Source organism: Ruegeria sp. HKCCSP351 (assembly GCF_017872535.1).
Taxonomy (GTDB): Bacteria; Pseudomonadota; Alphaproteobacteria; order Rhodobacterales; family Rhodobacteraceae; genus Ruegeria.
This window is the reverse complement of record NZ_JAEDOV010000002.1, coordinates 1-13,275: the sequence shown is the minus strand read 5'-3', so window position 1 is coordinate 13,275 and position 13,275 is coordinate 1. Positions and strand designations below refer to the sequence as shown.

Genomic DNA, 13,275 nt, shown 5'->3' with positions numbered 1-13,275 from the left:
GTGGTATAGGGTGACCGACAAACGATCTCGGGAAAACTTGAGGCCATGAGCAGGATCTTCTTAAGCATTGCGCTGTTCTGGGCGTTGGCTGGTGGTGCCATTGCGCAGGATTTCAGCGCGTTGGCGCGTGTCCAGCCTGAGCAGAGCCGTATTACGGATGTCGGGCGTACCGGTGTTCGGGTGGACATCGCCCTCAGCCAGGGCGTTCCCTACAGGATTTTCACCTTGCAGGATCCCTACCGTATGGTTCTGGACTTCAACGAAGTGGATTGGGCCGGGCTAACCCGCGAAGATTTCCTACAATCCGATCGCATCAGCGGCGTGCAGTTCGGCGCATATGTTCCGGGTTGGTCACGTCTGGTGCTGGAACTGGGTGCGCCGATGGCAGTGACGAAAGCAGAATTGTCGGTGGCAGAGGATTCGGGGGCCGCATTGCTGTCGCTCGACCTCAAGGGGACGGATTTCGATGCTTTCAACGCCTCGGCAGGTGCGCCGCGAAACCCGGGCTGGGACTTGCCGGAACCGGCGGATGTGCCGCAAGCCGCGGTGCGCAGTGCCGACCGACCCTTGCGTGTCATGCTGGATCCGGGCCACGGAGGCATTGATCCGGGGGCCGAGACTGACGCGATTGATGAAAAAACCCTGATGCTGACTTTCGCGCGTGAGCTGCGCGAAATCCTTCTAAGATCAGGCGGGTACGAGGTGGTTCTGACACGGGTCGACGATCAATTCGTCTCGCTGGAGCGCCGAATTGCGCTGGCGCACCGGGCCGGTGCGGACCTGTTCATTTCGCTGCACGCTGATTCCCTGTCCGAAGGGCGGGCGCATGGCGCGGTGGTATATACCCTGTCCAACGATGCCTCGGATGTGGCCAGTGCGAAGCTGGCGGAACGGCACGACCGCGGGGACTTGATTTCCGGTATCGATCTGAACGGGGCAGATGATCAGGTCACGGATGTCCTTCTGGACATGGCCCGTCAGGAAACGATGCCACGCACAAGCGCGCTGGCCAAAGCCATTGCAAACGGTCTGGCACAACAAGGCGGGCCGATGAACGGCAAACCCCTGCGTACCGCATCTTTTTCAGTACTCAAGGCGGCGGACATCCCGTCGGTTCTGGTCGAGCTTGGGTTTCTGTCCAGCCCCAGAGACCTCAAGAACCTCAAAGATCCTGATTGGCGGGCAAGAATGGCGCTGGGAATTCATCGGGGGCTTGAAGATTGGCGCCATCAAGATGTGATCCGCAAATCCCTTATTGGCCAGTGACCTTGCGGCGCAAAACGGCTAGAATACGCTCGGTGTTTTGACCCTTGGGCGGCGCATCACTATATAGGCGGCACCGCGAGAAAAAGGCAGTAACGTGATCCGGTTCATTCTTTCGATTTTCGGGGCGATTTTCAGCCTCGTGACATTGGGTATTTTCATGGCCGCGCTGGTGATCGGTGCGGTGTTCTGGATGTATGGGCGCGATCTGCCCAGCCACGAGTCGCTGGCACAGTACAAGCCACCCACGATCAGCCGGATCTATTCGGGTGAAGGCAAGCTGATCGATGAATTCGCGCAGGAACGCCGCCTGTTTACCCCGTCCGAGGAAATCCCGGATCTGGTGAAGCAGGCGTTTATTTCGGCGGAAGACAAGAATTTCTACAACCATCAGGGCTATGACCCGCGCGGCATCATTGCCGCCGGGGTCGAGGCGGTACGGACCAAGGGCGAAACCGTACGCGGTGCGTCGACCATCACGCAGCAGGTCATGAAGAACTTTCTGCTGTCCGGTGACCGCCGGGCCGAGCGTAAGATCAAGGAAATCATTCTTGCGACCCGGCTTGAGGATACATTGGACAAGGAACAGATCCTCGAACTTTATATGAACGAGATATTTCTGGGCCAGAACTCTTACGGTGTAACTGCCGCCGCGCAGACCTATTTCAACAAGACCCTGCAGGAACTTGCCCCGCATGAGGCCGCCATGCTGGCTGCCATGCCCAAAGCGCCGTCAGATTACCACCCCGTTTGGCAAAAAGAGCGCCTTCTGGCCCGGCGCAATTACGTGTTACGCGAGATGCAGCAGAACGGTTACATCGATCAGGCGACTTTTGAGGCCGAGGTCGAATTGCCACTGCGCTCAGTCCAGAACGGAGATTTTGAAAGTTTCCGTACAGCCCTGCCGCCCCGAGACTATTTCACCGACGAAATCCGTCGCCAGCTGAGCGAAGATTTTGGTGAGGGCGAGTTCTTTACGGGCGGCTTCACCGTGCGGGCATCGGTGGATGAGGAAATGCAGGTTGAGGCCGCACGTGCCTTGCGCGAGGCGCTCGAGAAATATGACCGCTCCCGTGGTAAATGGCGCGGAACAGGTGACGTGATCCCGGAAGAAAAACTAGCGGATGAGGCGCAATGGCGCGAGGCGCTGGCGGCCGTGGAAGTTCCGCGCGACGTCATTCTGCCAACCCGGTGGTATCCCGCCGTGGTCCTGGGCATGACCGACCAGCAACTGACAGTTGGTGTCGAAGAAGGTCCTGCCGATGGGATAATCCCGCGCGCGGACATCAAATGGATGCAGGGTGATTTTGCGGCCAACTTCAAGCGCGGCGATGTCATTCTTGTTGTTGCGGGTGAAGATGGGCAATGGTCAGCCCGCCAGGTGCCAGAGGTGCAGGGTGCCTTTGTCGCGATGGATGTGAACTCGGGTCGTGTTCTGGCGATGCAGGGCGGGTTCTCGTATCAGGATACCGTGTTCAACCGGGCCACACAGGCACAACGCCAGCCGGGATCGTCCTTCAAGCCGTTTGTCTATGCTGCCGCGCTGGACAGCGGATACAGCCCCGCGACCATCGTTGTCGATGCACCCATCGAAGTGAACACGCCGCAGGGTCTGTGGCGCCCCAAGAACTCCTCCAACAAGTTCTACGGTCCAACTCCTTTGCGTACAGGGATCGAACAGTCGCGGAACCTGATGACCATCCGTCTGGCGCAGGAAGTTACAATGCCCGTCGTTGCGGGCTATGCGGAACGGTTCGGTGTCTATGACAGGATGGGCGCGTTTTTGGCCAACTCACTGGGGGCCGAGGAAACCACGCTTTACAAGATGGTCGCGGCCTATGCGATGTTCGCCAATGGTGGCCAGCGTGTGGAACCGACTCTGGTCGACCGCATTCAGGACCGGTTCGGCAAGACCATCTATCGCCACGATGACCGTCAGTGTCTGGACTGTAACTCGACCTGGCTGGAACCAGATGAATCGCCGACCCTTGTCACGGACCGCGCGCAGGTCATGGATGCGATCACCGCCTATCAGCTGACATCGATGATGAAGGGTGTGGTCGACCGCGGGACGGCATCCAGAGTTGTGAATCTGCCCGTGCCAACAGCAGGCAAGACCGGAACCACCAACGAATCCAAGGATGCGTGGTTCATCGGCTTTACGTCGAACATCGTGGCCGGTTGCTACATCGGTTATGATCGACCGCGCCCGATGGGGCGGGGGGCTTATGGTGGTACCTTGTGCGGCCCTGTGTTCCAGAGCTTCATGGAAAAAGCCGTCGAAAAGTATGGCGGCGGGCCGTTCGAGGTGCCGGAAGGTGGTCATTTCATCAAAATTGACCGTTTCAGCGGCGCCCGCCTGCCGGATGACGCCACCGGTGACTATGTCGTGGCCGAATTCTTCCGCGACGGCGTCGATGGTTTTATCGACCGTGTCTATGATGGTGGTTTTGCCATCGGATCGGACCTGCCATTGTTTGAAGAAGTCCAGCGCGCGGGGGTTCAGGTCCAGACGTCAACGGGCGAGACCGTGACCGTTGGACCGAAAGCTTCCCAAGGGGACCTGAGCACCGGTGGGCTTTACTGACAAGGCGCATTCCAATTGGCTAAAACTCCGCTGATTCCGCACTCTTTGCTGGGGGCACCCGGACAGTTGCGCATTTCTCCGGGCGTCCTCTCGGGTCAGCACGTGTTTCTCACCGGCATGACCGGAAGCGCGGCGGACGGCTCGATGCCAAGCGATCCGGAACAACAATTCCGAAACGCCTTTGCAAAGATTGCAGAGGTCTTGAAGGAAGCCAGCCTTGGATTGGATGCAGTGGTCGAGATGACGACGTACCACGTTGAAATGCGAGATCATTTCGACCTGTTCGATCGCGTGCGCCTTGAGGTTCTGACCGCGCCTTACCCGGCCTGGACCGCAGTTGAAGTTGCGGGATTGCGACGGGAAGGGGCGCTGGTGGAAATTCGGGCGATTGCGCATCTTTCTGATTGAAAGCTCGATAGCTGTTTCAGCATCCAGCCTGTCTTGTGGTGTCTCGCACCTCTTGCTATCACGCAGGCCTGATTGAGCAAGTTGGGACAAGACCATGCGCGCCGAAACCCAGAACATCGTGGCGGATATCAAAAAGTCGCTGGAGCTGCTGGCGCAGCGTATGGACTATGAAACCGCACCGCATCGCCTTGAGGAATTCAACGCGCGCGTCGAAGACCCCAACCTTTGGGATAACCCTGAAAACGCGCAGAAACTGATGCGCGAGCGGCAGATGCTGGTCGATGCAATCGAGACGTATGAATCCATCAAGACCGACCTCAACGACAATATCGAACTGATTGAGTTGGGCGAGATGGAGGAAGACCAAGAAGTCGTTCAGGATGCCGAAGCCGCGATCAAGACGCTGAAAGCCAGAGCCGCCAAAAAAGAGCTTGAGGCGCTGCTGGACGGTGAGGCCGACAGCAATGATACGTTCCTCGAAATCAACTCGGGCGCGGGGGGAACCGAAAGCTGCGACTGGGCGTCGATGCTGGCGCGCATGTATGTGCGCTGGGCCGAGAAAAAGGGTTACACTGTCGAGCTGCAATCCGAGACACCGGGCGAAGAAGCGGGGATCAAATCCGCTGCCTACAAGATTTCCGGTCACAACGCCTATGGCTGGCTGAAATCGGAAAGCGGCGTACACCGGCTGGTGCGGATCTCGCCCTATGACTCGGCAGCAAAACGCCACACGTCTTTCAGCTCGGTCTGGGTCTATCCGGTGGTCGACGACAATATCGAGATTGAGGTGAACCCGGCCGATATCCGCATCGACACCTACCGCTCTTCGGGGGCTGGCGGCCAGCACGTGAACACCACCGACTCGGCTGTTCGGATCACGCACATCCCGACCGGGATTGTTGTGACCAGCTCGGAAAAGTCGCAGCACCAGAACCGCGATATTGCCATGAAAGCCCTGAAATCGCGCCTGTACCAGCAGGAACTGGATCGCCGCAACGCGGATATCAACGCGGCGCACGAGGCTAAGGGCGATGCGGGCTGGGGCAACCAAATCCGGTCTTACGTGTTGCAGCCCTATCAAATGGTCAAGGACCTGCGAACCAATCACGAAACCTCGGATACCAAAGGTGTTCTGGACGGGGACCTGGACGGATTCATGGCGGCAACCTTGGCCCTGAACGTGTCAGGCAAAAGTCGATCCGAGGCGCAGGGCGACAGCTAAGGTGACACGCCAGCGTTCCTTTCTGGACCTGCTGAAAGGGCACTGGCAGCTAATCCTGATCACCGGTCTGGTCTTTGCGCTCTGGAACACGCCGGTTGTAGTTCCGCTGAAAATTCTGGTCGTCTTTCTGCATGAGCTGTCTCATGCCGTGACAATCCTACTGACTGGCGGTTCGGTCGAGAGTTTCACGATCTCACCCCAGCAAGGAGGGATGGTGATCGGCCGGGGCGGCAGCAGGTTTCTCAGCCTGTCCGCCGGCTATCTCGGCTCGCTCGTGTTTGGCATGGCGCTTTTGATCATCGCCTTACGGACAAATGTTGACCGGGCTGTTTTGGCTGTTTTCGGCGCAATCATGTGTCTGATCGCACTGCTGTACATACGCGATGCTTTCGCCTTGTTATTTTGCGCAGGCGTCGGGGCCGCAATGATTGCGACAGCGTGGTTCATGAGCCACGAGGTCAGTGATCTGGTGCTGCGCGTCATCGGGCTGACCAGCATGATCTATGTCCCGTTTGATATCTTTGATGACACCATCCGACGGTCCGGCGCGCGCTCGGACGCGTTCCTACTGGCCGAGGAATTCGGCGGCACCGCGATGCTGTGGGGTGGGGTCTGGCTGGTGTTGAGTAGCGCGGCCATTGCCGTTTGCCTACGGTATTGGCTGGGCCGGGACAGCAACCTGCCATTGCACCGCAAAGCACTGTGATGCTGTTGTTAGTAAGACAAGAAAAGATACATCTAAACAGTGGGTTTAAATGAGGTGAACCGCTCGCTAGGCTGTCGAAGACCAACAACAGACTGGCGTGTTATGGACCTGACCCGGATATCTGCCACAGAGCTTCTGAACCAACTGGCTACCCGGCAGGTTTCGGCCACGGAAGTCATGCAGGCCACGCTGGATCGTATTGCCAAGGTCAACGGTGACGTGAACGCCATCGTAGCGCTGCTGGACAAGAGTGAACTGATGGCCGAAGCACAGGCCCGCGACAGCGGCCCCGTCACTGGCACGCTGCACGGCTTGCCAATTGCGGTCAAGGATTTGGTCAATGTGGCAGGTATTGTCTCGTCGCACGGATCGCCTGTTTTCAGGGATGTCGTTCCTGACAGGGATGATCTGATTGCCGTAAGGATGAGGGCCGCGGGCGCCATCCTGATCGGCAAGACCAACACACCGGAATTCGGGCTGGGCTCGCACACGTTCAACCCGGTCTATGGTGCAACGCGCAACCCGTATGATGCCAGTTTCACCTGCGGCGGCTCATCCGGTGGTGCGGCAGTGGCTTTGGCAACGGGTATGGTGGCATTGGCCGACGGGTCTGACATGATGGGCAGCCTGCGCAACCCGGCAGCCTGGAACAACGTCTACGGCTTTCGCCCAAGCTGGGGCAGGGTGCCGTCTGATCCTGTGGGTGACAGTTTCCTGCATCAACTGTCCACGCTGGGGCCGATGGCGCGCAGTCCCGAAGATTTGGGTATCCTGCTCGATGTGATCTCGGGGCCCGATCCGCGCCTGCCATTGGTCGGAGAATACGCACCGGTTTCCCCGGTGGTCGCAGCAGATCTGAACGGGTTGCGCATTGGCTGGCTGGGTGATTGGGGCGAGGCCTTTCCTATTGAAGCCGGAATTCTTGAGCTGTGCCAAGATGCGATGAAGGTGTTCGAAGCGCAGGGCGCGCGCGTTGAACATGTCGCCCCGCCTTTTGATGCCGAACGGTTATGGACCAGTTGGATCACCTTGCGATCCTGGAGTGTTGCTGCGGGGCTTGAACCCTTGGCTGAACGACGGAACCATCTGAAAGACACAGCCCAGTGGGAGTTGGACCGGGGTCTGACGATGAGTGCCATGGATGTGCATCACGCCAGCGTAATCCGGTCAGAATGGTTCCGGCGCGCGGCTGAACTGTTCGAGCAGTTTGATGCCCTTGTCCTGCCATCCGCACAGGTTTGGCCGTTTGGGATCGAAACGCCATACCCCACCCGGATCGCGGACCGCGCAATGGATACATATCATCGCTGGATGCATGTCACGGTACCGGTCAGCCTGATCGGCTTGCCTTGTCTGGCCGCACCCGCGGGATTTGGTGTGCAGGGTCTGCCCATGGGCTTTCAATTGTTTGGACCAAGAGGGTCGGATCACAAATTACTGTCGGTCGGAGCGGCATATCACGCCGAAATTGACTGGCCAAACAAGAGACCGGCGATGTCATAACGTCGGTAAGGGAGGAGAAGACGACATGGAAAAGCCTTTTGGTGTTCCGGACATGCGCCCGGTAGATACCGCTATGCTGCGCACGGCGTTGAAGCGCGCCTGGGCCGACTTTCTGCGTGCGCCGCAGTTCGGGTTGATCTTTGCCGGGTTCTACGTGCTTGCAGGATGGGCGATGGCATGGGTCACCATTCAGACCGGTACAACCTTCTGGCTGGTTCTGGCAGCCATTGGCTTTCCGTTGATCGGCCCGTTTGCCGCTGTTGGCCTTTATGAGGTGTCGCACCGGCTGGAACAGGGCGAACCGCTGGACCTTGGCGCGATCTTTGGTGTCGTGCTGCAACAAAGCCGCCGGCAATTGCCGTCGATCTGTGCCATCATCGTCGTGGTGTTTCTGTTCTGGTTTTTTCTGGGGCACATGATCTTTGCCCTATTCCTTGGGCTGGCTACGATGACAAACGTGTCGTCCTCGCTTGAAGTCTTTCTGACGGTGAACGGCCTGACAATGCTGGCTGTGGGCACGGTGGTTGGGGCGGTTTTCGCAACCGTTCTGTATATGATCACTGTTTTGTCGATCCCACTGCTGTTGGACCGCGAACTGGATTTTGTCACGGCGATGATTGCAAGCTTTACCTATGTGTCCGGAAATTTTCCGGTGATGCTTGTCTGGGGGGTAATCATCGCTGTTCTGACGTTCCTGGCCATGGTGCCCTGGTTTCTGGGCCTTCTGGTGGTCCTGCCACTGTTGGGCCACGCCAGTTGGCACCTGTATAGACAAATCACCCAAGTCGAAGGCGGGGAAGCATCGTCCTGAGATAACCGGTCAGAGTTGCTGAGCCGGATTGTTCGTAGACAGCCGCGCAGCGGCGAAAATTGCAGCTGCATCATGCCCGAGATATTTCAGAACCACGGGCTCCGGTGCTTCAGGGGTGGCCGGGCTGATAACCGTACCCCGCCACTGAACCGCTGTTCCCGTCGGATCGGGTGAAATCATATAAACGCGACTGTTTTGACCCTCCCGCTGAGAGGTCAGCATATAGACGGAATCGCCGGAGCAGGCGACGATCCCCTGTATTTCGCGCGCTTGCGGCGTTGCCTCAGGCATCGCCGCGCGCGACACATATCCGCGTATCAATGTGCATTGGGCCTGTGGCCGGGCGTGCAGAAGGGTCATACGGTGCGAGGCCGAGACGCTTTCGATCACGGCGTAAAACCCCGGAGAAAACGCAGTTCTGGCGATCATGTCCACACCTGACCCAAGAAACTCGGTCAAGGCAGTTTTCGCGGCGTGATCCTCGACCTTTTCAATTTCGTCCAGCGGCTTCAGAAGAATGCGCGCATCCACGTCGAAAAACCGACAGATGCGATCCAGAACATCTGGCCGTGGAACACTTTCGCCCGAAAGATACCTGTTGAATTGCGTGCGATTTACGCCAAGCTTGCGGCACAGTGCCGAGACTGACCGATACCTTCGTGCCAATTGCCGCAGGTTCGCGCCAAACATCGCGCGAACTTCAGCCGGGCTGCGAATGTCGTTGGTCATGGATGCCCACGTCTTGCTGAGATTCCTGAAAAACCATCGCAGCACTGGAACCAAGCCCCGGCGCGCAGTGAAAAATCGTACAGATTGACCCCAAGCAACGTATCCCCACGTCGCGTTGCGGCATCAAGGCTAAAGCCATAAAGCGCAATGGCAATAGGCTTTATCTAAAAATGACTGATCTTTATCTGGAAAAGACAGTTCTATGGCAAATTTAGCGCATAGAAAGGCGTTTGGGCCGTTTTTTGAAAGGCCCACCAACCTCAAATAGTGTTCCCACCTGGGGGCAAGATAATCCCCAAGGCGGGCATGTTGTTCAGTCGCCGCGCAGCAGGGCCGCCACGCCGGTACGGGCGATTTCCATCAGGCCCAGCGGGCGCATCAGGTCAGCAAAAGCGTCGATCTTGTCGGGCGCGCCGGTGATTTCGAAGATGAAAGAGTTTAGGGTGCTGTCAACCACATTGGCGCGGAAGATGTCAGCCAGGCGCAGCGCCTCGACTCGTTTGTCGCCTTCACCCACGACCTTGATAATGGCAAGTTCGCGTTCAACCGAAGGGCCTTCGACCGTCAGGTCATGCACGTCATGGACAGTCACGATCCGGCCCAGCTGCGCCTTGATCTGTTCGATCACCTGCGGTGTGCCAGTGGTGACAATGGTGATGCGGCTCAGGTGTCCTGTGTGATCCACCTCGGCCACGGTCAGGCTTTCGATGTTGTATCCGCGCCCCGAGAACAGACCGATCACACGGGCTAGGACACCGGGTTCGTTCTCGACCAGCACGGCAATGGTATGGCGTTCCTGCACGTCCGAGAAGGTAGGTCGTAGGTTGTAGGCCGAATGGCGATTGGAGCCTTTTTTGATATGTAGGGCAGACATTTATGTCCCTTTCATCATCCTGTGTTTGCCGAGTGCAATGGTCGCCCGGCGGTAATCCTTGGACGGTATCAGACCAGAACCGAACCTTTGCTGTCGATCACGCCCTGCGTCTCGGCCTCGCCCAACAGCATCTCGTTATGGGCCTTGCCCGACGGGATCATGGGGAAGCAGTTCTCGTGCTTCTCTACCACACAGTCGAAGATTACCGGACCGTCGTAGTTGATCATTTCCATGATCGCGTCGTCCAGATCGGCGGGGTCGGAACACAGGATACCTTTGGCGCCAAACGCCTCGGCGAGTTTCACGAAATCGGGCAGGGCTTCGGACCAGCTGTGCGAATAGCGCTCGCCATGCAGCAGTTCCTGCCACTGACGGACCATGCCAAGGCGCTCGTTGTTCAGGATGAACTGCTTGACGGGCAGGCGGTACTGAACGGCCGTGCCCATTTCCTGCATGTTCATGAGCCAAGAGGCTTCACCGGCGACGTTGATTACCAGCGCGTCCGGATGTGCCATCTGGACACCGATGGAGGCGGGGAAACCGTAGCCCATGGTGCCCAACCCGCCCGATGTCATCCAGCGGTTGGGGTCTTCGAACCCAAGATATTGTGCTGCCCACATCTGGTGCTGGCCAACCTCGGTGGTGATATAGCGGTCATGCTTTTTCGTCAGCTCTTCAAGACGTTGCAGCGCATATTGCGGTTTGATCGACTTTTCGCTGTTGGTGTAGGACAGACAGTTAATCTTGCGCCACTCAGAGATCTGTGCCTGCCATTTCTTGACGGCTGCTGCATCGGTCTTGCGCCCGCGTGATTTCCACACCTTCAGAATGTCTTCCAGTACATGCGCCACGTCGCCGACAATCGGGATGTCCACACGGATGACCTTGTTGATCGAAGACGGATCAATGTCGATATGGGCTTTCTTGGACTTTGGAGAGAACGCGTCAATGCGCCCTGTGATCCGGTCGTCGAACCGTGCGCCGATGTTGATCATCAGGTCACAGCCATGCATTGCAAGGTTCGCCTCGTAAAGGCCGTGCATCCCCAGCATACCCAACCAGTTTTCGCCCGACGCGGGATAAGCGCCCAGACCCATCAGGGTTGAGGTGATCGGGAAGCCGGTGGAATCCACCAGTTCGCGCAGCAACTGGCTGGCTGCGGGGCCAGAATTGATGACGCCACCGCCCGTATAGAAAACCGGCTTCTTCGCTTTTTCAATGGCTGCAACAAGCTCGTTGATTTCCTCCAGATCGCCTTTCAGCACAGGCTGGTAGTGCGAGGTCGAAGGTTTCGGACTGTTGTATTCACCCGTGGCAAACTGCACATCCTTGGGAATGTCGATCAGAACTGGGCCGGGACGGCCCGACTTGGCCACATGGAAAGCCTCGTGCAGCGTTTCGGCCAGCGAATTCGTGTCCTTTACCAGCCAGTTATGTTTGGTGCAGGGGCGGGTGATGCCAACGGTGTCGGCCTCCTGAAAGGCATCCGATCCGATCATGAAGGTCGGGACCTGTCCGGTCAGAACCACAATCGGGATCGAGTCCAGCAACGCATCGGTCAGGCCGGTAACGGCGTTTGTGGCACCGGGACCAGAGGTTACAAGCGCAACACCCGGCTTGCCGGTCGACCGCGCATAGCCTTCGGCGGCGTGGATTGCACCCTGTTCGTGACGCACCAGAATGTGGCGAATGTCGTTTTGCAGAAAGATCTCGTCATAGATCGGTAGGACGGCGCCACCGGGGTATCCGAATACCGTGTCCACGCCCTGATCCTTGAGGGCCTGAACCACCATCTTTGCGCCGGTCATCTCACGTGTCATCTGCTTTGCTCCGTTCGCGACATGTGTCTTGCGTTTGACAAAAAAAAGCCCCCGAATTTTCGGAGGCGCATGGGTTCGATTATGGTTTACCGTTACCGGCCCATGCGCGTGGTTCCTACGATTACGACTAGCGTTCTCATCGCCAGAGGCTCCTTTTTGCTTGCAGGGGACATTATGGTCGGGGGGGAGGAGCGTCAACAGGCAAATCTACCAATTTTCTATCTCAATGGCGGTATTTTGCGAAATTTTGTTGCGCAGATTGCCGCATGCCCGGAATTTCCGGGAAAAGGGCGGTCGTTCTCCTGAGGGCGGGACATTTATGAAGGTCTGAATGCGGCAGGCCGATGTCTGAAACTGGCATGATCCGGCGTTTTGTCTGGGTCACGCTGACCTTGTGTGCGCAAACGAGGGAGGCAGAGCATGTTACAGGACCTGGTAGATCTGGGGCGGTATCCGATCGATCGCCCGGATTCGCCAGCTTACAGGCGATTGATCGGGGATTTGCGGCGCGAGTTGGAACAGGACGGATGTGCGGTTCTACCGGGTTTCGCACACGCGCAAGGGATCGAGCTGTTGGTGCAGGAGGCAGATGAGGTGGCGCCCAATGCACACCGGTCTTTCAATCGCACAAATGCCTATTTCACCAAAGACGACCCACGGTTCGACGCCGCCCATCCGATCAGACGGTTCTATGACCGTTCGAACGCGTTTGTTCCTGCCGACAATTTTGCGCATTCCGGTCCTTTGCGCAGGATTTACGAGTTTAGCGGATTTCTTCCCTTCATTCGGGATGCGCTGGATGAGCCTGAGGACCGCTTCTTTCGTTACGATGATCCATTGGCAGACGTGATCATCAATGTCGTGGAGGAGGGGCGGGGCTTTCCCTGGCATTTCGACACCAACAACTACACCGTGACACTGGCGATCCAGAATGGCGTGCAGGGCGGTGCATTCGAATACGCACCCAATCTGCGCACAGCCGAGGATGAAAATTTCGATCAGGTCGCGTCGGTTCTGGACGGAAACAAGGCGCGCGTTCATCGGCTGGACCTGCAACCTGGGGACCTACAGATATTCAAAGGCCGCTATTCCCTGCACAGAGTCGCCCCGGTCAAGGGCACACGGCGGCGGTATGTGGGGATCTTTTCATTTGTCGAGGCCGAAGGCATGTGCGGCGGGATCGAGCGGACGCAGCAGCTCTATGGACGCGTGTTGCCGCACCATTACGAGCGTGCGGGTTTGCGAAGGGATCAGTTGCTGGATTAACAGATCATCACGGGTAAACTGAAACTATTTCTGGACCTGTCCCATTTTTGTGCCGCCCCAAGTGCTCGTTTAGGCCACTTTCCGTT

12 protein-coding genes are annotated in these 13,275 nt (G+C 57.7%); 9 read left to right on the top strand and 3 right to left on the bottom strand.

Annotated elements, in window-relative coordinates:
• The first annotated feature begins 45 nt into the window (after positions 1–45).
• The 7 genes from I9182_RS04210 to I9182_RS04180 all read left to right on the top strand — a co-directional run bounded on the left by I9182_RS04210 (position 46) and on the right by I9182_RS04180 (position 8,500).
• Positions 46–1,266, top strand: a complete 1,221-nt coding sequence (locus tag I9182_RS04210; protein ID WP_209596757.1) for an N-acetylmuramoyl-L-alanine amidase — start codon at positions 46–48, stop codon at positions 1,264–1,266.
• A 94-nt stretch (positions 1,267–1,360) separates the two neighbouring features.
• A complete protein-coding gene (locus I9182_RS04205; protein ID WP_209596754.1) occupies positions 1,361–3,850 on the top strand; it encodes a PBP1A family penicillin-binding protein in 2,490 nt (829 codons plus the stop codon).
• A gap of 15 nt (positions 3,851–3,865) precedes the next feature.
• A complete protein-coding gene (locus I9182_RS04200) occupies positions 3,866–4,258 on the top strand; it encodes a RidA family protein (protein WP_245222496.1) in 393 nt (130 codons plus the stop codon).
• A gap of 94 nt (positions 4,259–4,352) precedes the next feature.
• A complete protein-coding gene (gene prfB, locus I9182_RS04195; RefSeq protein WP_209596752.1) occupies positions 4,353–5,480 on the top strand; it encodes a peptide chain release factor 2 in 1,128 nt (375 codons plus the stop codon).
• 1 nt (position 5,481) lies between these two features.
• Entirely contained in the window at positions 5,482–6,186 is a 705-nt protein-coding gene (locus I9182_RS04190; RefSeq protein WP_348540375.1) for a M50 family metallopeptidase, read from the top strand.
• 102 nt (positions 6,187–6,288) lie between these two features.
• Complete coding sequence (locus tag I9182_RS04185) at positions 6,289–7,689, top strand: amidase (RefSeq protein WP_209596750.1); 1,401 nt, start codon at positions 6,289–6,291, stop codon at positions 7,687–7,689.
• A 25-nt stretch (positions 7,690–7,714) separates the two neighbouring features.
• Positions 7,715–8,500, top strand: coding sequence for a DUF2189 domain-containing protein (locus I9182_RS04180; RefSeq protein ID WP_209503635.1), 786 nt, complete (start codon positions 7,715–7,717; stop codon positions 8,498–8,500).
• 9 nt (positions 8,501–8,509) lie between these two features.
• Here the strand turns inward: I9182_RS04180 and I9182_RS04175 are convergent, their stop codons facing one another.
• The 3 genes from I9182_RS04175 to I9182_RS04165 form a co-directional block, all read right to left on the bottom strand.
• A complete protein-coding gene (locus tag I9182_RS04175) occupies positions 8,510–9,229 on the bottom strand; it encodes a helix-turn-helix transcriptional regulator (protein ID WP_209596748.1) in 720 nt (239 codons plus the stop codon).
• 313 nt (positions 9,230–9,542) lie between these two features.
• Positions 9,543–10,103 carry an acetolactate synthase small subunit gene (gene ilvN, locus I9182_RS04170; RefSeq protein WP_209503637.1) on the bottom strand — a complete coding sequence of 187 codons (561 nt, stop codon included), beginning with the start codon at positions 10,101–10,103 and terminating at the stop codon, positions 9,543–9,545.
• 68 nt (positions 10,104–10,171) lie between these two features.
• Entirely contained in the window at positions 10,172–11,923 is a 1,752-nt protein-coding gene (locus tag I9182_RS04165) for an acetolactate synthase 3 large subunit (protein ID WP_209503638.1), read from the bottom strand.
• A gap of 69 nt (positions 11,924–11,992) precedes the next feature.
• On the opposite strand from I9182_RS04165, the gene I9182_RS04160 reads away from it, so the two are divergent.
• Together I9182_RS04160 and I9182_RS04155 are read left to right on the top strand one after the other, a co-directional pair.
• Positions 11,993–12,229, top strand: coding sequence for a hypothetical protein (locus I9182_RS04160; RefSeq protein ID WP_209596746.1), 237 nt, complete (start codon positions 11,993–11,995; stop codon positions 12,227–12,229).
• A gap of 114 nt (positions 12,230–12,343) precedes the next feature.
• Positions 12,344–13,189, top strand: coding sequence for a hypothetical protein (locus I9182_RS04155; RefSeq protein WP_209596744.1), 846 nt, complete (start codon positions 12,344–12,346; stop codon positions 13,187–13,189).
• Positions 13,190–13,275 lie beyond the last annotated feature (86 nt).

Excerpts from the sequence above, each read along its gene's own strand:
- I9182_RS04210 (WP_209596757.1), top strand. The coding sequence starts at position 46 with ATGAGCAGGATCTTCTTAAGCATTGCGCTGTTCTGGGCGTTGGCTGGT.
- prfB (WP_209596752.1), top strand. The coding sequence starts at position 4,353 with ATGCGCGCCGAAACCCAGAACATCGTGGCGGATATCAAAAAGTCGCTG.
- I9182_RS04185 (WP_209596750.1), top strand. The coding sequence starts at position 6,289 with ATGGACCTGACCCGGATATCTGCCACAGAGCTTCTGAACCAACTGGCT.
- I9182_RS04180 (WP_209503635.1), top strand. The coding sequence starts at position 7,715 with ATGGAAAAGCCTTTTGGTGTTCCGGACATGCGCCCGGTAGATACCGCT.
- I9182_RS04175 (WP_209596748.1), bottom strand. The coding sequence starts at position 9,229 with ATGACCAACGACATTCGCAGCCCGGCTGAAGTTCGCGCGATGTTTGGC.
- ilvN (WP_209503637.1), bottom strand. The coding sequence starts at position 10,103 with ATGTCTGCCCTACATATCAAAAAAGGCTCCAATCGCCATTCGGCCTAC.
- I9182_RS04165 (WP_209503638.1), bottom strand. The coding sequence starts at position 11,923 with ATGACACGTGAGATGACCGGCGCAAAGATGGTGGTTCAGGCCCTCAAG.
- I9182_RS04160 (WP_209596746.1), top strand. The coding sequence starts at position 11,993 with ATGGGTTCGATTATGGTTTACCGTTACCGGCCCATGCGCGTGGTTCCT.
- I9182_RS04155 (WP_209596744.1), top strand. The coding sequence starts at position 12,344 with ATGTTACAGGACCTGGTAGATCTGGGGCGGTATCCGATCGATCGCCCG.